This is a genomic window from Novosphingobium aeonii, assembly GCF_052279045.1.
Lineage (GTDB): Bacteria > Pseudomonadota > Alphaproteobacteria > Sphingomonadales > Sphingomonadaceae > Novosphingobium.
On sequence record NZ_CP176834.1, the window covers coordinates 103605 to 126278 of the forward strand.

The 22674-nt window shown below is 62.3% G+C and carries 25 protein-coding genes; 12 read left to right on the forward strand and 13 right to left on the reverse strand.

Annotated features, from left to right (window positions below; translation table 11 throughout):
* The first annotated feature begins 155 nt into the window (after window positions 1-155).
* Window positions 156-857, forward strand: a complete 702-nt coding sequence (ctrA, locus tag ACLIMP_RS25215; protein WP_036530427.1) for a response regulator transcription factor CtrA — start codon at window positions 156-158, stop codon at window positions 855-857.
* Window positions 858-994: 137 nt separating this feature from the next.
* Here the strand turns inward: ctrA and ACLIMP_RS25220 are convergent, their stop codons facing one another.
* From ACLIMP_RS25220 to ACLIMP_RS25245, 6 genes are all read right to left on the reverse strand, one after another.
* A complete protein-coding gene (locus ACLIMP_RS25220) occupies window positions 995-1996 on the reverse strand; it encodes a rod shape-determining protein (protein ID WP_036530424.1) in 1002 nt (333 codons plus the stop codon).
* Between the two features lie 232 nt (window positions 1997-2228).
* Entirely contained in the window at window positions 2229-3578 is a 1350-nt protein-coding gene (gene gdhA / locus ACLIMP_RS25225; RefSeq protein WP_048937661.1) for an NADP-specific glutamate dehydrogenase, read from the reverse strand.
* Window positions 3579-3730: 152 nt separating this feature from the next.
* A complete protein-coding gene (locus ACLIMP_RS25230; protein WP_443479006.1) occupies window positions 3731-4210 on the reverse strand; it encodes a hypothetical protein in 480 nt (159 codons plus the stop codon).
* Window positions 4211-4633: 423 nt separating this feature from the next.
* Window positions 4634-5050 (reverse strand): nucleoside diphosphate kinase regulator, encoded by a 417-nt coding sequence (gene rnk / locus ACLIMP_RS25235; protein ID WP_036530414.1) that lies wholly within the window; start codon window positions 5048-5050, stop codon window positions 4634-4636.
* Between the two features lie 448 nt (window positions 5051-5498).
* A complete protein-coding gene (locus tag ACLIMP_RS25240) occupies window positions 5499-5699 on the reverse strand; it encodes a hypothetical protein (RefSeq protein WP_048938199.1) in 201 nt (66 codons plus the stop codon).
* Window positions 5700-6044: 345 nt separating this feature from the next.
* Window positions 6045-7790, reverse strand: coding sequence for a class I SAM-dependent methyltransferase (locus ACLIMP_RS25245; protein WP_443479007.1), 1746 nt, complete (start codon window positions 7788-7790; stop codon window positions 6045-6047).
* A 524-nt stretch (window positions 7791-8314) separates the two neighbouring features.
* Between ACLIMP_RS25245 and ACLIMP_RS25250 the strand changes: the two genes are divergently transcribed.
* Entirely contained in the window at window positions 8315-8530 is a 216-nt protein-coding gene (locus tag ACLIMP_RS25250; RefSeq protein ID WP_011950600.1) for a cold-shock protein, read from the forward strand.
* A gap of 59 nt (window positions 8531-8589) precedes the next feature.
* On the forward strand, window positions 8590-8811 hold the full coding sequence (locus tag ACLIMP_RS25255) for a hypothetical protein (RefSeq protein WP_080993621.1): 222 nt from the start codon (window positions 8590-8592) through the stop codon (window positions 8809-8811).
* Window positions 8812-8943: 132 nt separating this feature from the next.
* Here ACLIMP_RS25255 and ACLIMP_RS25260 read toward each other — a convergent pair whose 3' ends face one another.
* The 3 genes from ACLIMP_RS25260 to ACLIMP_RS25270 form a co-directional block, all read right to left on the reverse strand.
* Window positions 8944-9144 carry a hypothetical protein gene (locus ACLIMP_RS25260; RefSeq protein WP_048938203.1) on the reverse strand — a complete coding sequence of 67 codons (201 nt, stop codon included), beginning with the start codon at window positions 9142-9144 and terminating at the stop codon, window positions 8944-8946.
* 579 nt (window positions 9145-9723) lie between these two features.
* Entirely contained in the window at window positions 9724-10527 is an 804-nt protein-coding gene (locus tag ACLIMP_RS25265; protein ID WP_303761882.1) for a DUF8535 domain-containing protein, read from the reverse strand.
* Window positions 10528-10627: 100 nt separating this feature from the next.
* Window positions 10628-11188: a PRC-barrel domain containing protein gene (locus tag ACLIMP_RS25270; protein ID WP_048938204.1), complete on the reverse strand. Its 561-nt coding sequence runs from the start codon at window positions 11186-11188 to the stop codon at window positions 10628-10630.
* A 157-nt stretch (window positions 11189-11345) separates the two neighbouring features.
* Between ACLIMP_RS25270 and ACLIMP_RS25275 the strand changes: the two genes are divergently transcribed.
* Both ACLIMP_RS25275 and ACLIMP_RS25280 read left to right on the forward strand, forming a co-directional pair.
* Window positions 11346-11909, forward strand: a complete 564-nt coding sequence (locus tag ACLIMP_RS25275) for an SRPBCC family protein (protein ID WP_036530389.1) — start codon at window positions 11346-11348, stop codon at window positions 11907-11909.
* Between the two features lie 5 nt (window positions 11910-11914).
* On the forward strand, window positions 11915-13114 hold the full coding sequence (locus ACLIMP_RS25280; protein ID WP_443478924.1) for a zinc-dependent alcohol dehydrogenase: 1200 nt from the start codon (window positions 11915-11917) through the stop codon (window positions 13112-13114).
* Between the two features lie 18 nt (window positions 13115-13132).
* Here ACLIMP_RS25280 and ACLIMP_RS25285 read toward each other — a convergent pair whose 3' ends face one another.
* Window positions 13133-13489 carry a response regulator gene (locus tag ACLIMP_RS25285; protein WP_008832005.1) on the reverse strand — a complete coding sequence of 119 codons (357 nt, stop codon included), beginning with the start codon at window positions 13487-13489 and terminating at the stop codon, window positions 13133-13135.
* A gap of 154 nt (window positions 13490-13643) precedes the next feature.
* Window positions 13644-14066, reverse strand: coding sequence for a DUF3597 family protein (locus tag ACLIMP_RS25290; protein ID WP_443478925.1), 423 nt, complete (start codon window positions 14064-14066; stop codon window positions 13644-13646).
* Between the two features lie 138 nt (window positions 14067-14204).
* Here ACLIMP_RS25290 and ACLIMP_RS25295 point away from each other — a divergent pair, with 138 nt between their 5' ends.
* The gene (locus ACLIMP_RS25295; protein WP_303761875.1) at window positions 14205-14759 is read left to right on the forward strand and encodes a DUF4142 domain-containing protein; all 555 of its coding nucleotides are present in this window, start codon (window positions 14205-14207) and stop codon (window positions 14757-14759) included.
* Window positions 14760-14851: 92 nt separating this feature from the next.
* Here ACLIMP_RS25295 and ACLIMP_RS25300 read toward each other — a convergent pair whose 3' ends face one another.
* Window positions 14852-15268 (reverse strand): low affinity iron permease family protein, encoded by a 417-nt coding sequence (locus tag ACLIMP_RS25300; RefSeq protein ID WP_303761874.1) that lies wholly within the window; start codon window positions 15266-15268, stop codon window positions 14852-14854.
* A 206-nt stretch (window positions 15269-15474) separates the two neighbouring features.
* Here ACLIMP_RS25300 and ACLIMP_RS25305 point away from each other — a divergent pair, with 206 nt between their 5' ends.
* The 6 genes from ACLIMP_RS25305 (at window position 15475) to ACLIMP_RS25330 (ending at window position 21277) form a co-directional block, all read left to right on the forward strand.
* Window positions 15475-15660 carry a YdcH family protein gene (locus tag ACLIMP_RS25305; protein ID WP_037520926.1) on the forward strand — a complete coding sequence of 62 codons (186 nt, stop codon included), beginning with the start codon at window positions 15475-15477 and terminating at the stop codon, window positions 15658-15660.
* Window positions 15661-16275: 615 nt separating this feature from the next.
* Window positions 16276-18168 carry a molecular chaperone HtpG gene (gene htpG, locus ACLIMP_RS25310; protein ID WP_303761870.1) on the forward strand — a complete coding sequence of 631 codons (1893 nt, stop codon included), beginning with the start codon at window positions 16276-16278 and terminating at the stop codon, window positions 18166-18168.
* A gap of 248 nt (window positions 18169-18416) precedes the next feature.
* The gene (locus ACLIMP_RS25315) at window positions 18417-18614 is read left to right on the forward strand and encodes a hypothetical protein (RefSeq protein ID WP_303761868.1); all 198 of its coding nucleotides are present in this window, start codon (window positions 18417-18419) and stop codon (window positions 18612-18614) included.
* Between the two features lie 111 nt (window positions 18615-18725).
* On the forward strand, window positions 18726-18989 hold the full coding sequence (locus ACLIMP_RS25320; protein ID WP_443479009.1) for a DUF167 domain-containing protein: 264 nt from the start codon (window positions 18726-18728) through the stop codon (window positions 18987-18989).
* Window positions 18990-19173: 184 nt separating this feature from the next.
* Complete coding sequence (locus ACLIMP_RS25325; protein WP_221937281.1) at window positions 19174-20079, forward strand: tyrosine-type recombinase/integrase; 906 nt, start codon at window positions 19174-19176, stop codon at window positions 20077-20079.
* Window positions 20080-20083: 4 nt separating this feature from the next.
* Window positions 20084-21277 carry an IS91 family transposase gene (locus ACLIMP_RS25330; protein WP_185999475.1) on the forward strand — a complete coding sequence of 398 codons (1194 nt, stop codon included), beginning with the start codon at window positions 20084-20086 and terminating at the stop codon, window positions 21275-21277.
* A gap of 444 nt (window positions 21278-21721) precedes the next feature.
* Here the strand turns inward: ACLIMP_RS25330 and ACLIMP_RS25335 are convergent, their stop codons facing one another.
* A complete protein-coding gene (locus ACLIMP_RS25335) occupies window positions 21722-22654 on the reverse strand; it encodes a copper resistance protein B (protein ID WP_443478926.1) in 933 nt (310 codons plus the stop codon).
* Window positions 22655-22674 lie beyond the last annotated feature (20 nt).

The following is a 22674-nucleotide window of genomic DNA, read 5'->3' on the forward strand; positions in this document are numbered from 1 at the left end:
TCAACATGTGCCGCGCTTAGTGCCGCGCGGCACATTCCCGCTTCGACAAATGAGTTGATCGCCAGCATGCCCGCCTCAGAAGAAAGGCGGAGCGAAGCTTGTTAACCAAGCCATGTCATAGCGCTTTAACCAGGCTATCAACGTAGGGACATTGCATGCGGGTTTTGTTGATCGAAGACGACACTACGGTCGCGAGTGCCCTCGAGCTGATGCTGAGTGCCGAGGGGTTCAATGTCTACTCGACCGACTTGGGCGAGGAGGGCCTCGATCTCGGCAAATCCTATGATTACGATCTCATCTGTCTCGACCTCAACCTGCCGGACATGCACTGTTTCGACGTCCTCAAGAAGCTACGGATGGGCCGAGTCGACACTCCGGTGCTGATCCTCTCGGGGATTTCGGAACTGGATTCCAAGGTCCGTGCCTTTGCCATGGGCGCGGACGAGTATCTGACCAAACCCTTCCATAAGATCGAGCTGGTCGCGCGGATCAACGCTGTCGTCCGCCGGTCGAAGGGTCATGCCGAGTCCGTCATACGTATCGGCAAGATTGCCGTGAACCTTGATGGGAAGGTCGCCGAAGTCGACGGGGCCCGCATACATCTGACAGGCAAGGAATATGCGATGCTCGAGCTGCTGGCCCTGCGCCAAGGCTCAACGCTCACCAAGGAAATGTTCCTGAACCATCTTTATGGCGGCATTGACGAACCGGAGCTCAAGATCATCGATGTTTTCATCTGCAAGCTACGAAAGAAACTGACCCTCGCATGCGGCGGCGAAAACTATATCGAAACGGTGTGGGGCCGCGGCTACATGCTCCGGGCGCCAGGCGAGGAGGCCTTTGAGCAAGCGGCCTAAAGCTTTGGTGTTCCACACGCCTCGTATCTTTCGGCAGGGTGGATGTGCTGATGCCGTCCCTTTGAGCGCGGCAGTCCGCGCTTTCCCCTTGGGTGCACCGCTCGGCTCTGACTAGATCGGCCTCAGGCTTCGTCCCATCAAGCTTCGAGCAGTCGCTCGAGGCCCTTGGCGACGCATTGCGCGGGCTCATCGGCCGTCATGACCTCAAGACCCGTTGCGTCTGCGATCATGGTGCGCATCAAGGGCACCAACGCGCTGCCGCCGGTCAACAGGATGCCCTTGTCGTGGATGTCCTGGCTGAGGTCTGGCGCGGTCTGCCCGAGCACGTCGCGCACGACCTTTACGATCTGGGCCACATGTTTTTCGACGACCTGGTCGAGATCGGCCATCTTGATCGCAATCGTCTTGGGCAGGCCGGTGCGCAGGCAGCGTCCGCTGACGGGTATCGCATCGCCTTGCGCGCTGCGTGAGCCCTTATGCGCGACATAGTCGAGCTTGAGCTGTTCGGCCGAGCGATCGCCGATGAGGAATTTGTGCTGGAGATGGACCTGGTCGGCGAGCGCGCGATTGAGCGTGTCGCCGCCGATCCGCACCGATCCGGTGCCGCAAATCCCGCCAAGCGAGAAGACTGCAACCTCGGTCGTTCCCGCGCCGCATTCCACGATCATCGATCCGGCGGGCTCATCGACGGCAAGCCCGGCCCCGATGGCCGCGGCGAGCGGCTCGGTCAAAAGCGTGATCGGGCCGAGCCCGGCGTCGGCGGCGGCGGTGAGCATAGCTCCGCGCTCCGCCTGGGTCGCATCGGCGGGCACGCCAATAATGGCGGCGGGCGTGCGCCAGCGGCTCCGGCCCCGGGCCTTCGACAGGGCATAGCGTAACACCCGTTTCGCCGCATCGATGTCCTGTAGCACCCCGCGACATAGCGGTCGCGCGATGCGCAGGGCCGCTGGCGTGCGGTCGATCATCGCATAGGCCTCGCGGCCGGAGGCAAACAAGCTGGTCATGTTATGCTTGCCCGCGACACAGCATAGCGACGGCTCGTCGAAAACGAGGCCGTCGCCGCGACGCAGAACGCGGATGTTCGCGGTCCCGAAATCGATTGCGATCTCCGGTCGCCGCTGTGACAGGAAGGACGTCATAGGATCGTCCTACCCGTCCCTGGCCACATTGTCTTCCATCTTGGCGTCGTTCGAAGCCATGCAGCTCGCGGCCGGCTGAAAACCGCGCTCCGGAACTTATAGATGCAACACGCTGGAACGGCTCATCGGCTTGACGACCACGTCCCCGCGCCCGGAGCACGAGCCGGAATTGTGCTATTGATGGGCGGCGACGAAGAGACCATTGGGCCGCAGACGGTAGACAGAGGCCGGCCTATATGACGCCAAGCGCCCGCATTGCCTCGGCCACGCGGACGAAGCCGGCGATGTTCGCGCCAAGGACATAGTCGCCCGGCGTTCCGAACTCGTCGGCGGTCGATGCGCAGGTGTCATGAATGCGGCGCATGATATCGGCAAGGCGCTGCTCGGTCTGCTCGAACGTCCAGCTGTCGCGCGACGCGTTCTGCTGCATCTCCAGGGCCGAGGTCGCCACGCCGCCTGCATTGGCGGCCTTGCCGGGCGCGAAGAGGACGCCCGCCTCCCTGAAGAAGCGTACGGCTTCCGGCGTCGAGGGCATGTTCGCGCCTTCGCCAATGGCGATCACGCCGTTCTGGATGAGCGCTTTGGCGTCGCGGCCAGTGAGCTCGTTCTGGGTGGCGGATGGCATCGCGATTTCGCAGGGGACGTCCCAGATGGAGCCGGTATCGGAGAAACGCGCTCCGTCGCCCTTGAGCCTGGCATATTCCGAAATGCGTTCCCGGCGGCTTTCCTTGACCTCTTTGAGGAGTGCGAGATCGATGCCGGCCTCATCGACCACATAGCCGCTCGAGTCCGAGCAGGCGACGACCTTGCCCCCGAATTCGGTTATCTTTTCGGCGGTGTAGATGGCGACATTACCCGAGCCCGACACCACCACGCGGCGATTATCGAAGGTGAGCTGCTTGGTCGCGAGCATGCGCTCGACGAAGTAGACCGCGCCGTAGCCGGTTGCTTCGGTCCGGGCGCGCGAGCCGCCGTAGACCAGGCCCTTTCCGGTAAGGACGCCGGCTTCGTAGCGATTGGTCAGGCGCTTGTACTGGCCGAACAGATAGCCGATTTCCCGGCCGCCCACGCCGATGTCGCCGGCGGGGACGTCGGTATATTCGCCCAGGTGCCGGTGAAGCTCGGTCATGTAGGACTGGCAGAAGCGCATGATCTCGCCGTCCGATCGGCCGCGCGGATCGAAGTCGGAGCCGCCCTTGCCGCCACCGATCGGAAGGCCGGTGAGCGCGTTCTTGAACGTCTGCTCGAAGCCGAGAAATTTGATGATGCCGACGTTCACCGACGGATGGAAGCGCAGGCCGCCCTTATAGGGGCCGAGTGCCGAGTTGAACTGTACGCGAAAGCCGCGGTTGATGTGGACCTGGCCCCGGTCGTCGACCCAGGGGACGCGGAAGATGATCTGGCGCTCGAGCTCGCAGATCCGCTCGATGAGGGCGTTCTCGAGATAGCTGGGATATTTCGCGACGACGCGGCCCAGGCTTTCGAGGACCTCGGTCACGGCCTGGTGAAATTCGAGCTCTCCTGCATTCCGGCGCAGGACCTGATCGAGCACGGGCTCGAGCTTCTCATCGATCTTCGACATGATTTCTCCCAAGGGCGAACACCCTCAAGCGCTTAATGCGAGGCTGTACGAAAGGCTATCGCGGTGTCTCGGTGAGAGCGGTGGGGTTGGCAGCCGCGCTCTTCGCGCGGATGCCGCCAGCTGGCAGGTCATCGGGGGCCATCGCCTTTGGCTCAGGCGTTCGGCTTGTCGGCGAGTGCTGCGTAGATGGCGCTGGGGGCCCATCCGGTTTCAGTCGCGGTTTGGACGATCGTATTATAGGTAAGGTCCTTGAGATCGGCGGCTATACGCGAGCACTCCTCCTCGAACCAGGGATCGAGCTCCTCCATATATTCCAGGAGCGCCGCTTGAACGAGCAGCATGTTGACCGAAGGGGAGAAAGCTAAGCCCTCCGGCCTTTGGTGCTCGTTCCAGACGGCGATGAGGGGCATGTCTGCCTGGGCCGCTTCGAACGCCTTTTCAGATTGCAGATTGGAGTAGTAGATTGGCTTCAGGCCGTGGACGTCGGCCAGATGATTGAGGGTTGTCTGGCGGAAAGCCGCTCGAATTTCGTCATCGGAGATGACCAGAGCTGCTTTCTTCGTTTGCCCGGGCAGTTTCACCACCTTCGCCGATGGAGCGCCGCGCAATTGCTGCTTCAGCCAGTCGAACATGCCCACTGCTCCAGGTTGTGAGGTCGGGATGCAAGTTACAGCAGGGCTGCCTAAGAGGAAATTGTCGCAGCTTGGTCTTCCTGCAGATTGCGATGGATTGATGAAGGTCCCGGCCATGCTACCGTTGCAAGTCGCCATTTCGGCGACGCAATTCGGTCGACGATATGCGGCGAGTACCCGAGGCCGGGACTGACTATATCGACTTTGCCGGGTGCACCGCCTTCGCTTCCTCGTTGCCGGCGGCGCCACGATCGATGATGAAAATGCCATTCTGCAGCCGGGCAGCCCTGCGCATAGCCTGCCATGTTCCGAATTGGGCTTTGACGTATCGCGCTAGTTTCATAGATTTGGCGGTGTTTACACGCATTCAGGCCTCCAGTGCAGCAGCGGCTCGAGCGGGGTCCGGCTATGCCAACGCAGTCGTTAGCTAAGCGGCAGCGGCTCGCGGCTTACCTTCGCGATAGTGAGCAGGCGTTCATGACCATCCCGGTCTGGCCAGAGGATCGACTGTCCGGCACGCAGGCCGATGAGTCCGGCGCCGACCGGGGTAAGGATGGATATACGTCCTTCGGCGATGTCGGCGTCCTTAGGATAGACGAGCTGGTAGCGATGTTCCTTGCCGCTCGCCGCGTCCGTGAACTGGACCACGCTGTGCATCGTGACAATGTCCGCGGGAATTCGCTCGGTCTTGTGGATGGTGGCGCGTCCCAGTTCTTCCAGCAGCAACTGGCTGACCTGGGGAAGGCGGCTGGCGGCGCTGGTGGCCAGATCCGCCAGGATATCGGCTTCGCTGTCGATCATATGGATGGGTGGCCGGCGGGCCGCTTTGGTCTTGGTCATGGCTATAGCTTTCCGGAAAAGAGACAAGGCGCACCACTCCTGGCGGTGCGTCACATTGCACTGGTCGAGCCCCGGGCTCGGGGCAGGATGCGCCGGAACCCGGGGCTAGATGCCCGCGAGAAGCTGTCCCCCGTGATGGCGGAACCGGAAATGATGACGCAGCATCTGCATGGGGCGATGATGTCGCCCTTGCGCGCTCAAGTCAAACCCGCGCAATGTTTTGGCTGGAAGATGCCGAATGGCCGTCTTGCGCTAAGAGCGGCTCAACGCAACCGCGGTTCTTCCTGCTGACAATGTGACAGGTCTTACGGACGATGCGCCTTAGGACACCTTGCGATCGGATCGGCGCCGGAATGGCAATGAGAAGACCGTATTCAGCTGCATCCCCTGCGTTCTTTGAAAGAAGTCTCGTTCAAGCAGGTCCAGCCAGGTAATTTTACCATTTCCTTTAAGCTTCCCTTTCATCCTTGTTGCGCTTGTTGAACGCGATAAAGACGCCCGCCTCGAAGCCGTTGTCGTATGATCGTTTCTCGTCCTCATCAATATAAGGGTTGGCATTCGGGTAGCCGTAGAAGCCATCGTCTACTCCGTCCTGCCAGATTTGATGAAGAGTGTAAGCCCGTGTGCCGGGAAGTAGCTGCGCCGTCATAACCGTTGCCTCTCGCGTTCCACCACGCTCTAATAAACGGTATCGTTTATAAGCTCAAGCGAAAAACGATACCGTTTACTTGAACTGAAGAAATTCCCGGTGTACAGCTGCGACATGGGAAGACCGCCGCTCAACATGAAGGTGCTCAATGTCAGATTGCCTCCAGAGCTCGTCGAGCAAATTGACGAAGTCGTAGGCGCATACCGCAGACCACAGTTCATCCGTGAAGCCATCTCGAACGAATTGCATCGGCGGAATACCGAGATCGCCGAAAAACATGGGCAATAAACCGCGTCGGGTGTGCTAAGCGTGTGCTAAGCGTGTGCGCCGTTACGCAACTAGAGATTAAAGTGGAACGCCGACGCCGCTCCACTCTGGTACCTGCTGATCTTGTCGCAATCGAAGCCGTCGCCATTCCAGCGCGGCGAAGATATTCTCTACATCTGGCTCTTCGTCGAGCGGCAGCGCTGCCGCCGCCTCGCGGGTAAACCGAAGGCCTAGCACGGGATCATCCATCCATGCCGATTTCCACCAGTCGACGATATATGGTCTCGCCGCCGCGAGGGCAGCTTTAGCGGGCAAATAATCTCGCTTTTGGTGCTGGTTTATCCGTCGGGCAGAGGGCATCAGGTTCCAAAGATCACCACAAGGCCAGGCTGACCACGGCAAACAATGGTCGATGTCAAGCTGCGCTTCCGGCACTGGCCGGCCTGTCCAGATACAGCAAACCGGGCGTCCCATGTCACGGATCCGTATGGCTACGGCCCTGGCAAGCTGCGTGTCGCGTTGTGGCTCTTCCCATACGAGACCGGCCTCTGCGACGCCAACTGCGATGATCGTGCCCATACGATCAGCATAACTTCTCATTAGTCGAGCCCATTCGGTGACAAGCACTGGTTCGATCCATGCACCTAGACGTGTGAGCGCACGCCAGACGTGACCAGGCACAGTAAGGCTGCCCCATTGCCAAAGGGCGGTGACATCCAAGAATAGGCTGGGTCCCACTTTCGGTGCACGCGAACGGTGCGCACCGAAAATACGTTTGTCGCTGCCCGGAAACCGGGTGAAATTGGCAGGCATGGAGGCTATCGTCGAGGCCACGTCAGTGATCGCGCTGGCGACAGCGACTGCCCTCTCTCCAGAAAAACTAGCGCCGGGTCGCAAATCAATCCCAGACAGGCGATCGTCAATCAATGTCCGAAATCCCGCTTTGACAAAGCCAAGACCGTCCGGACCGCTATTGCGCGGGGCTTGGGGCAGGCCTGCTCGAACGAGCGGCAAATACATGCGTAGCCAGTTCAGAGCGACAAGACCGAGGGGTATTTCAACCTCGTCGATCTCTCCTAAGATTGGTCGGGCCGTTGCCGGTGCAACGTCCGCGACGCGTGCGACCGCGCGCAAGAGCGCGAGCTTGTAAGTCGAGGATTTTTCCGCCCCGAGAATGATCCCTCGAATTAATGGCAGGGCGCCCGCGCCATCGTCCGGCATGCGCAGCACGACATGCGTCCAGGACAGCTCTTCACGCCCCATCTGGTCGTTGCTGCGGAGCTCGCGCAGGACTTCGATTCCATACAGTCGCGCCAACCCCTCCAACTCACCCGCGCTCACATCAAACATTGGGCGGTCGGCGGGTGCTTTGCCTCTTCGAAGCGAAATCACTAACAGGCCGGACGGCTTGAGCAGGGTCGTAAGTTTGCGAAAGGCCCGCTGCCGATCAGACGGGGCGATATGCTGCCAGACCGCTGAGACCATTATCAAATCGAATGCTAACCCAAGCGCGTGAACGCGGGTTAGCGATGGCAACCGGTCGTCCACCCAGCGAATGTCAGCCTCTGCATGACGGCGCATAGCTTCGGCTCGCATGCCAGCGGCTGGCTCGACCGCGACGACCTCATAGCCCAGCGCGGAGAGCCAAGCCGCATCCCGGCCGGACCCAGCACCGATATCAAGCGCCAAACTTTGAGCCGGTTGATCAGATAGAAGGCTCAGGATTGGATCATGGATACGGAGCAAGGCCGGATCGTCGTAACGCTCAGCAAGAACGGCGGATTGCGCATCATAAACCGGAATGGACGTATCGCTACCATTCATATCTCCTGCTAGCTCCGATCAATCATTCAGAGTGCAAGGCCAGTGTAACTCCCCGAGATATGCCCTTCTTCTAAGGGCGTCGGATCTGTAATTATTTCGCTGGGTCATATCCGCGAGGATAGCAGATTCTGCCTCTGATCCAAAGTGTTGCCTTACCGCTGCCGGCAACAGCATTTCGCTATACGTTCGATCGTCGAGGCTGGAAAGGAAGCGGCTTATGACATCTGATGGATGGAGTAAGGTTCGACGCGGATCGAGTCTCCTCAAGACCCCCTTCTCAACTCGATCTGCCGGCCGCGAGGGCGACCCTGCGGCCGGCCTGCGCATCTCATGGATCTGCGCGCCTGTTCGTCGTCGGGCAGGGCGGTCTTGTTTTTGCGTGATTACGCCCCATATCCCGCATGCTACAGTCGCAAATAGACGGTCTTTCGGTGCTTTGCGGCTCTGCTCTTCCTTCTTTCCCTGCCCCTCGCAGCACGAGGGTTCCCGATCTCCGGGAGCCCGATCCTAGAAGGATATCTTACATGAGCACCATCACTGGCACCGTCAAATTCTTCAACGCCGACAAGGGTTATGGCTTCATCGCCCCCGAAACCGGCGGACAGGATGCGTTCGTCCACATCTCGGCTGTCGAGCGCGCGGGCTTTAACACGCTCAACCAGAACCAGCGGCTCAGCTATGAACTGGAAACCGACCGCCGCGGCAAGACCAGCGCGGTCAACCTGCAAACGCAAGACTGAGCGACAAGGAGGGCGGCATGAAATGCCGCCCTTTGGTTTTGTATTCGAAAGGATTGTTCATGGCGAATGACGCCGAGCATTATCGCGGGCTGGCGGCCCGCGCCCAGGCGGAAGCTGACGCGGCGACCCTCAGCAATGCCCGCGACCGCGCACTGAGGTCCGTCGCGGCCTTCGAGACCATGGCGCTTCAGCACGAACAGACCGCCAAGCGTCGAGCGGAGCGCGAGACCTCCACTGCGGCGGACCGGTTGGTCGCATTCGGCCCCCCTGTGTTGCAATAGCGGGCAGACTGCCCGTGCGGTCGTTATGGAAGCGCATCCGCCCTCTCTTTTTCGTTAGCGTGCAACGGACCTCGGCACGTCGGATACTCGTCCCGGCGGCAGTGCCGATGCGCTGCGCGCAGCCCGGCGTGCTTAGCTGTCGAGCGGCATGGCGGCGATAAGCGCCGCGCTTCTGGGATCGATGTCCTCAAGCCCGCCTTTGGCGAGCGCGGTATCGATGGCATGCTGAAGCCTGGCGATCACCATATCGTCGTCGATCTCGTCGAGGAAAGTCAGCGCCACGCGCATCAGGCCAACTGCCACCGCCCGGCTTCGCGTGTCCCTCGCATCCATCGCCTGACCTTCCTGACAAAATTGTCGAAGCGGAAGCATAAGGAGCGATCGCCCGAACTCCCGCGCACTGGACGCGGGAGCCGCTAACATGCGAACACACATGCGCCGCCACCTTTAACCCTAGGGTCTGGACATGCGCAGCGGCACCCCGGGAACCGATGGTTCCGAGTTGCTCGCGTTCGCGGGATTAGCAGTCCCGGCGCCGCCCTTTTCGCAGCGCGTTGGCGGTCTACCAAAGCTGGCCGGTAAGGCCAAGCCATGTTACCGGCCCGCGCCCTCGTCGACGGTTCGCTACGTCATCTTTCGTCGGGCGAATAATCACGTCTGGGCAGGAATATGCGCCGCCCGAGATGCTCCGCCTTTAGGTCATTGCTAACCGCGCCCCTCTATGTGTCAAAGGGAACAGAGCGGGGGCTCAAGCGGCTCGCGGCGCGTCAGCGCTGGGCCGCACTTACCGGCTCTTCTGTTCGTGGTGATCCACAAAGACCCATCCGCGTCACCCGCCCTTCGCCCCGCCATTTTTGCCGATTTCCCGCTCAAGCCAGGCGACGAAGCGCCCATCCTCGAAATTTTTCGGCGTCAGGGCAAAGGCACCGTCCCCGGCGATCGCAGCCTCCATCCCCCAACCTCCGCCATCCCCGCGTCGCCTGGAAGCACGATCCGCAGCTGGCCGATTGTCGTCGCCTCGCGGCGCAGACCGACCTGCCATTCACGAGCGAAGCCCTCCTCGCCAATGTCGCGCGTGATCGTGCAATCCACACCATGACAGTCGAGCTTTTCGCGTAGCGTGATGAGTGCCTCGAGCGCGTCCCGCTCGAAGGCCGATCCCACAGGCATGAAGCAGCGCGCGCTCTTGATGGCCTGCGCATAACCGCGCCGTGCCACCGCCTTGCCTGTGGGATCGACGGTACAGACGAGCAGCACGAGATGCGGACCTGCGAGGTCCAGATCACCCTCGATGCCGAGTTCCACGACCAGCGGCGAGGCATGGCCGAAAAGGACGGCGCGCGGCGTGACCGCCTGGGCGAGTAACAGAAGAAAGCCCTGCCGCGCCTGCTGCAGGATGAGCGTGCGGGCTAGCGCGCCGTTCCAGTAGGGGCCGCTGCGGGTCCAGAGGAGTTCGCTCAGGCGGTGGCCGCTGGTGAGAACCACCTGGCCGGCAGCCTCCACGAGCGCATCGAGCTCGTCCGTGAGGCCAAGTTCGCTTCTGTGGGCGGGCCCCGGCAACACGTTGCGGCCGGCGCGCGCCATCAGCGACCACAGGCCGCACCCAAGATCCGAGGCGATCCGCTCAGGCTTCTCGCCGGGCAGCGGCGGAAGCGCGTTGTCCAGGGAGATGGAAAGAAATTCGGGCGCGGAGATCCGCGCAAAGCCGTCCTGCATGATCGTCGCCCCCTCCTGCAAGTCTGCCGTCTCTCTCCTCGTTCAGCAAGGCATGGTGACTACCGAGAGTCGAACCACGACGCTGTGACCACTCGACCGTCTAGCTGCGTGCCGGCGTCGCGGCCGCCGCCTCTGGCGCCGCGGGCCAGTCGCCATCGGCGAGCCCAGGTAGCGCCTCGAACCATGTCCTCTCATGATGCAGGGTGAAGCCCTTACAGCCAAAGTCGAGATCGCTGCGTGCGACTGCGCGCAGGGTCTCGCCGATGCCGCCCACGCCGCCTGAGCGTATGACCACGTAGCTCACGGTGCCGTCCGCGCAGGTCACCAGGGCCTCGACCACGGTGCCGACCATCTCGCCATCCGATGCCGTGACGGGGAGGCCCGTGATCCCGGTGGCCGTAAAGAGCGTGGGCAGAGCCGAGCGGCGGCTCGCTTCGCTGGCGGATTGGCCGCCATCTTCATAGGCGCGCTGCCGGCCGAGCCAGCGCCAGATGCCGATCAGGTTGACCAGCGTCAGGAAGCCGTTGGTCGCCAGCAGATTTGTCTGCCCGGTCGAGAAGCCGACAAGTGACCAACAGATCGAGCCTAGCGTGAAGACGACGAAGCCCCAGCCGGTGACGCGAGCACCGAGATTGGCGGCTGTCATCATGGCGGCGATCATCGTCGCGATCGGGGCGATCCATCCGGCGGCGTCTTCCAGCTTGCTCTCCTATCGCTTGGTCAGACGTCCGATCGGTCGTTTGGGAGGTCCGTGATCCTGGCATCGATCGGAACCCCCGCTACGCGGTGACGTTCCCGAACGAAGGAGATCCGCAGCCATGACAGATTCTGAAACGCGCAGCCGAACCGCCGGACAGGATGGCGCCCCCGTCACCGCGTCGAAAACCGCCGATTCCGATCGGAAGCTGCTGGCCGAGGCGGTCACGATCAACCGACCGGCGCGCGAGCTCTATGATTTCTGGCGCGATCCCACGAACCTGGTTTCGTTCATGGACAATATCGTCTCGATCGAGCCGATCGACCGCGATCGGTCGCGCTGGACCGTGAAGGCGCCGGCGGGCCGCGAAGTGTCCTGGGAGTCGGTCATCACCAAGGATGTGCCGGGCGAGGAGATAACCTGGCAGTCTGCCGAGGGCGCCGACGTCGCCAATAGCGGCCGGATCGAGTTTCGCGATGCGGGGCGGCGCGGCACCGTCGTGCGCGCCGTGATCGCCTATGATCCGCCCGGCGGCGTGATCGGCGAACTGGTCGCCAAGCTCTTCCAGCGCGAGCCGAGGATCCAGACGCGGCGCGACCTGCGCCGGTTCAAGCAGCTTATGGAAACCGGCGAAATCGCCACGAACGCGCGCAATCCGCGCATCCTCGCAGAAGAAGGAAAGTAAGCGCGATGAAGGCGATCACCTGGCACGGCAAGCACAACGTACGCTGCGACACGGTCGACGATCCCGCGATCGTCAATCCGCGCGATGCGATCATCCGCGTGACCTCCACCGCGATCTGCGGGTCGGACCTGCATCTTTATGACGGCTATATCCCGACGATGCAGAAGGGCGACATTCTCGGCCACGAGTTCATGGGCGAAGTGGTCGAGGTCGGGCCCAAGAGCAGCCTCAAGACCGGACAGCGCGTCGTCGTGCCGTTCACCATCTCGTGCGGCAGCTGCTATCACTGTTCGAAGACGCAATATTCGGCCTGCGAGAATGCGAACCCGGCCGACAACCAGGATATCGGGCGCGAGGGCTATGGCCATCCGATGCCCGGCCTGTTCGGCTACAGCCACATGACCGGAGGCTATGCCGGCGGGCAGGCCGAATATGTCCGCGTGCCCTTCTCTGATGTCGGCCCGCTCGTCATTCCCGACGAAAGCATCCCGGACGACAAGGTGCTGTTCCTCTCGGACATCCTTCCGACGGGCTGGATGGCGGCGGAGAATGCCGAGATCGAGCCGGGCGACACGGTCGCTGTCTGGGGCTGCGGTCCGGTGGGCCTGTTCGCGGTGCAGTCGGCTTTCCTGATGGGCGCCGAGCGGGTCATCGCGATCGATCATTTCCCCCGCCGCCTCGAACTTGCGCGCAAATTCGGTGCCGAGACTGTCAATTTCGAGGAGAGCAAGGTCTATGAGGCGCTGATGGAGATGACGGGCGGGATCGGCCCCGACGCGGCGATCGATTGCGTGGGCCTTGAGGCGCACGGCGCCTTTGCCGACAATATCATTGACCAGATCAAGGCTTCCACCTTCCTGGGGACCGATCGCATCCACGCCATCCGGCAGGTGATCCTGGCGACCCGCAAGGGCGGGCGTGTCTCGATGCCCGCCGTCTATGGCGGCTTCGTCGACAAGTTCCCCTTGGGCGCGCTGATGGAGAAGGGCCTGACCCTCAAGACCGGCCAGACGCATGTGCAGCGCTATCTGCAGCCTCTCTATGCCGCGATCGCGGAGGACAAGATCGATTCAACCTTCCTTATCAGCCGCCGCATGGCGCTCGAGGATGGGCCACTCGGCTATCAGAAATTCCACGACGAGCAGGACAGCTACACGAAGATCGTTTTGAAGCCAGGGCAGGCAGCGGCCGCAACGGCTGCCTGACGCTGCACATACGCCTTGTCAGACGCCCGCGAGCGCGTCGATGGAAGCCTGTACGTTCTCGTAAGTATAGGGCTTGGTCAGGGTCCGGGCGCCGGCATGGCGCTCGGACGGCGCCTGGAGGTTGCCACCCGTGGCAAGGACGAACGGGATGCCGCGATCCTGAAGCGCGTCGGCGACCGGCCAGGAGGTTTCCTTGCCCAGGTTGAGGTCGAGGATGGCGAGGTCAAAGCTCTGCGCTTCGATCTCGGCGAGCGCGTCGGCGACGCTTCCTACGGCCGCGCCGATCCGATGACCCATCATGTCGATGAAATCCTCGAGCATCATGGCGATGAGCGGTTCGTCCTCAACGACAAGAATGTTGCGTGTGTTTGTCATGGGGTCGGCAATATGCCTCCCTTGTAGGCGCGCCAAGCTTTATCCGGCCTGCCCCGCCTGCCCGGCCTGCACGCCTCCGCAGCCGTCGTCACTCACTGGATCGTCGTTGCGGCACTGCGGCTGCTCCGTCGGAACAGCCGCATTGCGCAACCGCCTAATTGCGCATGTCGTCGGGGACGATGCCGCCATTTTCGGCAAGCTTGTCTATGACGGCGCGGTGAAGCGCGATATTCTGTTCGGCTGAACCGGGTTCGCCGGCATTCACCCCGAGTTCCTCGGCCAGCTCCTTTCGGGCGGTGAGACTGGAATCGAGATCGAGAAGCTTCAGAAGATCGACGATCGAGTTCTTGTAGTTGCCGCCATGATCGTCCTTCATTGCGGCCATAGCCTCCAGGACGGGCCCGACGTCGACCGATGTTTGCGCCGGTGCAGCGGCGGCGGGAGCCGGAGCAGTTGTCGTGGGCGCTGGGGCGGGACTTGGCGCGGCAGGCGCGGCGGAGGGCGCAGGACTCGCGGGCGCGGCCTTGGCCGCGTTCGGGTGGAAGATCTTGCCTAGAATGTTGCCGAAGATGCTCATCGTCTCGTCTCCTTGGGTCTCATGCCGCGCGGCGGGCGGGCAAGGGTGAAACGTCCCGCGTTCGAAAAGGTCCGCCGCTGGAACGATGAAGCCTGGTCCGCGTTGAGCAGGCGTCCTGCTCGAATGGGGGAGTTATTCATGAAACCGCTTCTTTTGGTATCTCTTTCGGCCGCCGCGCTCTGCCTTTCCGCTTGCGGCAAGAAGGCCGAGCCTGTCGAGAATACGGCGGCGACCTCCGCGGCCGAACCTGCCGCACCGGCACCTGCGGTCCTGAGCCCGGGACAGGCCTTTGCAAACACGGCGGCAGCAAGCGACGCTTTCGAGATCGAGACGTCAAAACTCGCGGCGAGCAAGGCGCAGTCCGCAAAGATCAAGTCCTTCGCCGAGCAGATGATCAAGGCCCACACGGACTCGACTGCGAAGCTCAAAACGGCGGCCGCGGCCGCGACGCCGGCAATCACGCCTGATGCGGCGTTGACTCCGGCCCAACAGCAGGAGCTCGCCGATCTGCAAACCAAGTCGGGCGCCGAATTTAATCGTGCCTATGCGCGCCTTCAGGCCGATGGCCACCAGAAGACATTGAATGCGCTCAAGGCCTATGCGGCAAGCGGCGACGTTGCATCCCTCAAGACCTTTGCGTCAGAGCTCGTGCCGATCGTCACTGCGCACCTCAATATGGCCAAGGGCCTCTAACGCCGGCCAGATTCACCAACCGGGGTGTCTGGCGGACGCCCTGAGCTAAGCATCATGAGGCGCCTGCGCTCCGAATGGGCGCTGCGCGCTTGTCAGTAGCGTTTGAGCAGAGTTTCCACGGTGCGGGTGACGGTCCGATCCTTGTCGTCGTCTGCTTCATTGCGGATGTCGTTCTCCAGGGCTTCCCGAATTTTGGCGATCTGGGCGTCGGTCAGATGCTCGATGCCCACGAACTCGACGCGCGCCTTGTCGAGCGCGCGGATGATTTCGTCGAGCTTGGCCTGCATCGCGGCACCATCGCGGTTCTGGCTGTTCTGGATGAGGAAAACGGCGAGAAAGGTCAGGACGGTCGTCACGGTGTTCACGATGAGCTGCCAGGTGTCGGAATAATTCAGGAATGGTCCGCTGACGGCCCAGAGAATGATGAACAGGGTCGAGAGAATGAAAGCCAGCGGCTGGCCCATGATCGGGGCGGAGCGGGTGGCGATGGCGGTGAAGAAACGATCCATGGGGAGATTTTCCAAATCTTTGCTGAGACGATGGTGTGCTTTGACGCCCAGGCGGCGTGTTGCTGTACGATTGCTGGGGTGCCAGACCAAGCCATGCTGATGTCGCCAAAGGCCTCGGGAATGACTGGAAAAGGACAGGACGCGCACCTATTCTCAGGCTGTGCGCGAGAAAGCGCACATAGTCACAACCTGGCATGGAGAAGACGATGTCCGACCATTATCTGAACCATCTGCGCGAGGAGCACGCCCGTCTGGAGGCAGAGATCGAGCAGGAACTGCGGCGGCCTGTACCCGACCAGCTACTGGTCGCCCGTCTCAAAAAGCTCAAGCTCGCCGCTAAGGATCGACTGACGGCCATGGATCGCGGTCGCGCCCAAAGCTCGGCGGCCTGACGAATGGACGGCGGAGCCGAGAACGTCGGTTCCGCCATTCCGCTGAAGGGGGCATGACAAGTACATCGGTTGGTGCGTTGGGAATGGACTCGCGGGTGCTACTAATGTCCCGTCGATCGCGTTAGACGTGGACCATGTATGTGCGTTGTCTTCTGGGTCGGCATAAGCCGTCATCCGCTTCCATAGCGCGCGACAAGCAGGGCCAGTACAAAGCGTTCTGCGAGCGATGCGACTTGCCGATCGAGATGGATCACAAAGGCGCCTGGCGCGTACCGCCTCCCATTTACGACCGGCCCTCAGGGAAGGATAGCGTTGCGGCTGACGACTAGCTGTGGGCTGCGGGCAGGATTACTGCGCAAGCGGCAGGTCCGCCTTGGCAGCGCCAAGCAGTACCCATCCCACTGAATCGGCAACGCCGAGCGTCACGGCCAACCATTGCAGGGACAAGCAACGCGCTGCCTGCCTGGGCCCCCGCGGCGGGTGGGGGCTCATCATCCCGCCGAACTCGTGTGTCACTGGGGTCGTGCCCGCCGTCACGCCGGTTCCCCCGGGTTGAAAAACCGGGCCGTGCCAACCAGATTTCGCCCGCCATTCCAAGGAGAGCGAAATATAGCGATGAGCACGATTACCGACGCTTCCCCCGACACGCGGTCCTTTGAGGCCGATGTCGCCAAGCTGCTGCACCTCATGGTGCACTCCGTCTATTCGGACAAGGATGTCTTCCTTCGCGAACTGGTGTCCAATGCCGCCGACGCCTGCGAAAAGCTGCGCTACGAAGCGATAGCGGCGCCGGCACTGCTGGGTGACGACCCTCAGCCGCGGATCACGATTACGCTCGATCCCGATGCGCGCCAGTTGACCATCGAGGACAATGGCATTGGCATGACCCAGGCCGAAATGGCCGAGGCGCTCGGCACGATCGCCCGTTCGGGCACCAAAGCCTTCATGGAACAGATCGCCGCCAAAAAGGATGGCGAGGGCGGCCAGCTCATCGGCCAGTTCGGCGTTGGCTTCTATTCCGCCTTCATGGTTGCGGACAAGGTCGATGTGCTATCGTGCCGTGCTGGTGAGGATGGTGCTGGCCTGTGGACGTCGGATGGTTTGGGCACCTACTCGATCGGGGATGCTGATCCGGCCGAGGCTCCGGCGCGCGGAACGCGCGTCATTCTTCATCTCAAGGAAGATGCGGCCGACTATACCCGGCGCTTCAGCGTGGAGCCCAAGATCAAGGCGCAGTCGGGCCATGTCCCGGTGCCGATCGTCCTCAAGGACAAGCCCGATGCGGAGCCGGCGCAGATTGCCGATGGCGCGGCGCTTTGGACGCGGCCCAAGTCCGAGATCAGCGAGGAAGACTATACTGACTTCTATAGGACCAACGCCGGACAGTTCGACACCCCCGCACTGACGCTGCACTACCGCGCCGAGGGCGTGCACGAATATAATGTGCTCGCTTTTGTGCCTGAGATGCGACCCTTCGACCTGTTCGACCCCGATCGGGCGGGGCGGATGAAGCTCTATGTCCGCCGGGTGTTTATCACGGGCGAGGCGCAGATCCTGCCCCGCTACCTGCGCTTTGTCCGCGGACTGGTCGACTCGCAGGACTTGCCGCTCAACGTCTCGCGCGAGATGATCCAGGAGAGCCCGGTTCTGGCCGCCATCCAGAAGGGTGTGTCCAACCGCGTGCTGAGCGAATTGGAAAAGCTCTCGAACAGCGATGGCGACAAGTATCTCAAGATCTGGGAGAATTTCGGGTCCGTCCTGAAGGAGGGGCTCTACGAGGACTATGCCCGGCGCGAGACACTACTGGGGCTCGCCCGCTTCAAGACCAGCACGTCGAACAATGAATGGCGTTCGCTCAAGGACTATGCTGCCGATCTGAAAGAGAACCAGACCGCCATCTACTATGCGGTGGGTTCCGACATCGAGCGGCTCGCCTCCTCGCCCCAGCTCGAAGGCTTCCGCGCGCGCGGCATCGAAGTGCTCCTGCTGACCGACCAGATCGACGGTTTCTGGGTGACCGGAGCGCCGGATTTCGAAGGCAAGCCGTTCAAGTCGGTGACACAGGGCATGTCGGATCTGGGTCTCATACCCCTTGCCGATGGCGAGCAACCGCCGGCGGAAACGTCGGACGAGGTCGCCGGCTTCATCGACTTCGTCAAGGCGACGCTGGGCGATGTGGTATCGGATGTCCGCGCGTCGGAACGGCTGACCGACAGCCCTGTCTGCCTGGTCGCGCCCGAACATGGCATGGACCGTCAGATGGAGCGGCTCCTGGCGGGCGCGGGGCAGCTTGCGCAGGTGAGCAAGCCGGTCCTCGAGATCAATCCCCGGCATGCGCTCGTCACCCGGCTCAGCGCGGTAGGCGCAGAGCAGGCGGACTTGCGCGAGGATGCAGCGCATCTGCTGTTCGACGAGGCCCGCATCGCCGACGGCGAACTGCCGCTCGATCCGCGCGCCTTTTCTGAAAGGCTTGGCCGGGTTCTTCTGCGCGGCAGCGGCCCGATCTGAAGGCCCTGTTTGAGCGTGTCGCAGGCGGCCGCAACCGCCGAGACGAAATGGCCAAGGCGCGCTGCCGAGGCCAAGATGTACGGCCCGGGTCCGCTTCGTAGCGGGTCCGGGGCCGTACCGCTTTTCTTCGGCGCGCGCGCCGCCGCTGATGTATAGAACATCAAATCTCTATATTCACAGCCTCTGTCGATAGATGGTACTTACATGAACGAGGCATGAGCCTCTGAGGGGCGCAAGGCTAGTCTCGCATGGAGCTGGCCCAACGGAATCCAAAAGGGCCGGCACGCATTATGATCATCGCAGCGATCGTCATCATTTCCCTCATCCTGATGGTGCTGTTCTTCGCTGTGACCGTGGCCGGAGGCCGCGCCCATGATCGGCAGAACAGGGAAGCGGCGCGCCGGGCCGATCACCAGCCAAGCGCGGGCGATGACCACCGGTCATGACTTGTCGCCCTCTGTCCGTCTCGCGCCGCTCCGCCGTGCTTAAACAGGGCTGGCCTGACGCGGGGGCGGGCAGTCCGCAATGTCCTGGATCCGGCTGCCTTCGGGCCGCCCATCCCCAAAAGCGAAACGGCTTTGCGCGGCCATGGCGCGGGTCGGCTTTCCATTCGCGTGACGCCCAATGCCTCCGCCGATGCCATCATCGTGCCGACCGGAGACGCCATCTTGCAGGTCCGGACGACAGCGACGCCTGAAGGTGGCAAGGCGAACGAGGCCGTGCTCAAGCTTTTGGCAGCAGCGCTCGGTCAACCGGTTTCTGCACTGGAACTGCTGCGCGGATCGGGGGCGTCACATAAAACGGGCACAGATATACGTTAAGGCTCGGAGGGGTCGAAAAACACCTGTTTGTCGTACACCACGTTGATTGACGTGGTCTGGGACATGGACGAACCCGCTCCGCGGGAGGGGTGTTTGGGGTGAGGTCGCGCCGTAATTGCCAGACGTTGGTTGGGGCGGAGTCGCCATGAGATTGTGAGGTTCCTTCAACGCAAAGGAACTCACCATGGACACTACGATTATGTCGGCCCCCACCGGTTCGCTGCGCCAGCGGATGCTACAGGATATGAAGCTTCGAGGACTCGGGGTGCATACGCAGCAGGACTACATTCGCCACGTACGATCCTTCGCCGCGTTTCTGGGCCGCCCTCCCGACACCGCCAACGCAGAAGACCTCCGGCGATTTCAACTCGACCAGCATCGGCGCGCCGTTGGACCGGCGACCATCAACGCCGCAGTATCGGCTCTGCGCTTCCTCTTCACCATGACGCTCAAGCGGCCGGAGATTGCGCTGGGTCTTTCCGTCATACGGTGTGAACCCAAGCTTCGAGATGTCCTGAGCGTCGAGGAGGCCGCACGACTGATCGAGGCAGCCCCAGGCATCAAGTACAAGGCCGCCTTCAGCGTGGCTTACGGCGCAGGTTTGCGCGTGTCCGAAGTCACCCACCTCAAGGTTGGAGACGTCGACAGCGAGCGCATGATCATCCGTGTCGAACAGGGCAAGGGACGCAAGGACCGTAACGCCATGCTCTCACCGCATCTGCTGGATCTGCTCCGGCAATGGTGGCGCGAAGGCAAGCGCCGCGGAGTGATGTTGCCCCATGGATGGCTGTTCCCGGGTCGCAATTGCACGGATCCGATCTCGGCGCGCCAGTTGAACCGCGCCGTGCATGAGGCGGCGGAGTTCGCCGGGATCCACAAGCGAGTGAGCCCGCACACATTGCGCCACTCGTTTGCCACTCACCTGCTTGAGCAAGGTGTGGATATCCGCGTCATCCAGGTGCTGCTAGGCCACACAAACATCGACACCACCGCCATCTATACCAAGGTTTCGAGCAAGACCATGCGGGCGGTGGCCAGCCCGCTCGACCAGATTGTGGCCTTGATGGAAGGTAGAGCACCTCCCGGTTAAGCCGGTGCGCATCTCGCTCGAGGTCGCCGATATCTTCCGTTGTGCCGGGTCCGCGTATCGCGCAGCCCATGCCGGGCATCTCAGTCTCGGCCAGCTCAAGGTCATGACGGCCATCGAGAACTGTCGCACCGCCGCGCTGGGCGGTCACATCGAGGCCTGCGACGACTGCGGGCACTGGCGGGTCGCCTACAACTCGTGCCGCAACCGGCATTGTCCCAAGTGCCAGGGCGCCGCGGCGCGCACCTGGCTGGCGGCGCGCGAAGCCGATCTGTTGCCGGTCGGCTACTTCCATGTCGTGTTCACTGTACCCGCCGAGATCGCCGCCATCGCGTGGCAGAACAAGGCGGTGATCTATGACCTGCTGTTCCGCGCGGCTGCGGACACGCTGCTGACCATCGCCGCCGATGCTAAACACCTCGGCGCACGGGTCGGCATCACTGCCGTGCTGCATACTTGGGGATCGGCGCTGACCCACCACCCGCACGTGCACATGATCGTGCCCGGTGGCGGCATCGCGCCGGACGGCACGCGGTGGATCTCCTCGCGCCCCGCCTTCCTGCTACCGGTGCGCGTGCTGGGCGCATTGTTCCGCCGGCTGTTCCTCACCCGCCTGCTGGCATTGTTCGATGCCGGCAAGCTGGGCTTCTTCGGCGCTCATGCCCATCTTGCCGCCCGCACGACATTCCTGCGGCATCTCTCGCCGATCCGGAAGAAGCGCTGGGTGGTCTATGCCAAGCCACCCTTCGCCGGCCCGCAGGCAGTCCTGGCCTATCTCTCGCGCTACACCCACCGCGTCGCGATCTCGAACCGGCGGCTCATTGGCTTCGACGGGTCCGGCGTGACATTCCGCTACAAGGATTATCGCCGTAATGCTGCTGAACGTCAGCAGGTCATGACGCTGGCGACCGACGAGTTCATCCGCCGCTTCCTGATCCACGTCCTGCCGCGCGGCTTCCACCGCATCCGGCATTATGGCCTGCTCGCCAGTTCAGCGCATAAGGAGGCCATGGCACTGGCTCGTGGGCTGCTGGGCCTCGCCGCGCCGGTCGAGGAGCCCGAACCCGACGAGCCGCCTGATCACCGCCCGCCATGTCCGTGCTGCGGCGGGCACATGACCATCATCGAGGCCTTCGCGCGTTGGTATCAGCCTCGCGCACCGCCGGCGCCAACATTCCTGACCCGGAAATACGCGCCATGATCCGGCATGGCTCACCCTACAGCATGGCCGAGGTCATTCCGTCTCGGCCCATACGGAAAAGTGCGCCCACCTCACGGGCTCGATCAAAACAGCGCACATTGCATACCGGGTCAGGGAAGCAACGCGGCCTAATCGTACCCAAAGCCCTTGCCAGCCTGCCTATGATGGGCAAACTGGCACGTCTGCCTCAGTCAACCAGATCCACACCAAAGCCCTTTTGCCCATAGATCGGTGGATGGGGCCCGCGGGTTCCTCCATGTCAGGATTCCGTACGCAAGCGCCCGAAATCCTTGGACTTACCTGCCGTTGGAAATCGGAGCAACGAACGACCGCTTTTCGCATAAGCGGACGTCTCACGTTCGTTGATGCCTTTGCTTCGAGTCGGTAGGCAAAATCCAGACTGGCCAGCATCAGCGACGCGTGCCAGCCTGGAAACAGTCGTCCTCAGAACCAGGATCGGATTCCGATCAGGAAATTCCATCCTCCTGCCTTCTCGTCCCGTGCACGCCGAAAATCTGCCGTGTCGCCAAAAGCGCGCTCATATCGGACGCCGACATAGGGCGCGAACTCGGGTACGAACTGGTAGCGCAGCCGTAGTCCCAGTTCGGCGGTGGAGAGGCCGGAGCCTATGCCAAGCTTAGGAACATCCTGCGCCGAAAAGTTGAGCTCAGCCGCAGGTTGAAGGATCAGCTTCTGGGTCAGACGCTGATCATATTCCGCTTCGATCCGCGCGGTGAAATCGCCTTTGTCCGACAGGAACAACGCCCCACCCATTTCGAACCAATAAGGGGCAAGGCCCTGGACGCCGACAACGGCGTAAGTCCGATCGGGCGCCGCGCCAAAATCCTGACGGATACCGGCCTGAAGATTCCACCACGGGTCGAGCGCACGGCTCCAGAGCGCCTGAACCTCGGCGCGTTCCGGACTCTCGCCAAAGCTGCTTTCTCCTTCGGTCTTGAACCACAGCCGGTCGATATCGCCACCGTACCAACCCTGGGCCTCCCACGCATAACCGTCCTTGCCCTTGCCCATGACCGCTTCCAGCTGATCGATCAGGATCATACCGCTTTTGATATCGCCATGCTCCTTGCGGACGGTTTCGCGTGCCGGGGCCATTGCTTGCGCGCCGAAAATGGCATCGGCAGCGTGATCGGGACCACGCAATGCCGCCGCTGACGGCGGCGCCACCGGCGGATCGGGAATGCCGGGTTCATGCCCAGCATGAGCCCGGTGCGCGTCCGTTGCGGAAGTGGAAGGCATCTGATGACCGGCGTGTGGATCCGATGGACCGGATGGAGACTGCGGCATATCGTGCCCGGCATGGGGGTCGTCAGCTTCTTCGTCCATCTGATGCCCCGCATGCGGATCGGCCGTCACCAGCTGTTCGGCGGCGGCAT

Excerpts from the sequence above, each read along its gene's own strand:
- ACLIMP_RS25255 (WP_080993621.1), top strand. The coding sequence starts at position 8,590 with ATGGCGAATGACGCCGAGCATTATCGCGGGCTGGCGGCCCGCGCCCAG.
- ACLIMP_RS25315 (WP_303761868.1), top strand. The coding sequence starts at position 18,417 with ATGGAGCTGGCCCAACGGAATCCAAAAGGGCCGGCACGCATTATGATC.
- ACLIMP_RS25270 (WP_048938204.1), bottom strand. The coding sequence starts at position 11,188 with ATGATCGCCGCCATGATGACAGCCGCCAATCTCGGTGCTCGCGTCACC.
- ACLIMP_RS25280 (WP_443478924.1), top strand. The coding sequence starts at position 11,915 with ATGAAGGCGATCACCTGGCACGGCAAGCACAACGTACGCTGCGACACG.
- ACLIMP_RS25285 (WP_008832005.1), bottom strand. The coding sequence starts at position 13,489 with ATGACAAACACACGCAACATTCTTGTCGTTGAGGACGAACCGCTCATC.
- ACLIMP_RS25295 (WP_303761875.1), top strand. The coding sequence starts at position 14,205 with ATGAAACCGCTTCTTTTGGTATCTCTTTCGGCCGCCGCGCTCTGCCTT.
- ACLIMP_RS25265 (WP_303761882.1), bottom strand. The coding sequence starts at position 10,527 with ATGCAGGACGGCTTTGCGCGGATCTCCGCGCCCGAATTTCTTTCCATC.
- ACLIMP_RS25230 (WP_443479006.1), bottom strand. The coding sequence starts at position 4,210 with ATGTTCGACTGGCTGAAGCAGCAATTGCGCGGCGCTCCATCGGCGAAG.
- ACLIMP_RS25220 (WP_036530424.1), bottom strand. The coding sequence starts at position 1,996 with ATGACGTCCTTCCTGTCACAGCGGCGACCGGAGATCGCAATCGATTTC.
- ACLIMP_RS25275 (WP_036530389.1), top strand. The coding sequence starts at position 11,346 with ATGACAGATTCTGAAACGCGCAGCCGAACCGCCGGACAGGATGGCGCC.
- ACLIMP_RS25305 (WP_037520926.1), top strand. The coding sequence starts at position 15,475 with ATGTCCGACCATTATCTGAACCATCTGCGCGAGGAGCACGCCCGTCTG.
- rnk (WP_036530414.1), bottom strand. The coding sequence starts at position 5,050 with ATGACCAAGACCAAAGCGGCCCGCCGGCCACCCATCCATATGATCGAC.
- ACLIMP_RS25245 (WP_443479007.1), bottom strand. The coding sequence starts at position 7,790 with ATGAATGGTAGCGATACGTCCATTCCGGTTTATGATGCGCAATCCGCC.
- ACLIMP_RS25260 (WP_048938203.1), bottom strand. The coding sequence starts at position 9,144 with ATGGATGCGAGGGACACGCGAAGCCGGGCGGTGGCAGTTGGCCTGATG.
- ACLIMP_RS25325 (WP_221937281.1), top strand. The coding sequence starts at position 19,174 with ATGGACACTACGATTATGTCGGCCCCCACCGGTTCGCTGCGCCAGCGG.
- gdhA (WP_048937661.1), bottom strand. The coding sequence starts at position 3,578 with ATGTCGAAGATCGATGAGAAGCTCGAGCCCGTGCTCGATCAGGTCCTG.
- ACLIMP_RS25250 (WP_011950600.1), top strand. The coding sequence starts at position 8,315 with ATGAGCACCATCACTGGCACCGTCAAATTCTTCAACGCCGACAAGGGT.
- htpG (WP_303761870.1), top strand. The coding sequence starts at position 16,276 with ATGAGCACGATTACCGACGCTTCCCCCGACACGCGGTCCTTTGAGGCC.
- ctrA (WP_036530427.1), top strand. The coding sequence starts at position 156 with ATGCGGGTTTTGTTGATCGAAGACGACACTACGGTCGCGAGTGCCCTC.
- ACLIMP_RS25300 (WP_303761874.1), bottom strand. The coding sequence starts at position 15,268 with ATGGATCGTTTCTTCACCGCCATCGCCACCCGCTCCGCCCCGATCATG.
- ACLIMP_RS25240 (WP_048938199.1), bottom strand. The coding sequence starts at position 5,699 with ATGACGGCGCAGCTACTTCCCGGCACACGGGCTTACACTCTTCATCAA.
- ACLIMP_RS25290 (WP_443478925.1), bottom strand. The coding sequence starts at position 14,066 with ATGAGCATCTTCGGCAACATTCTAGGCAAGATCTTCCACCCGAACGCG.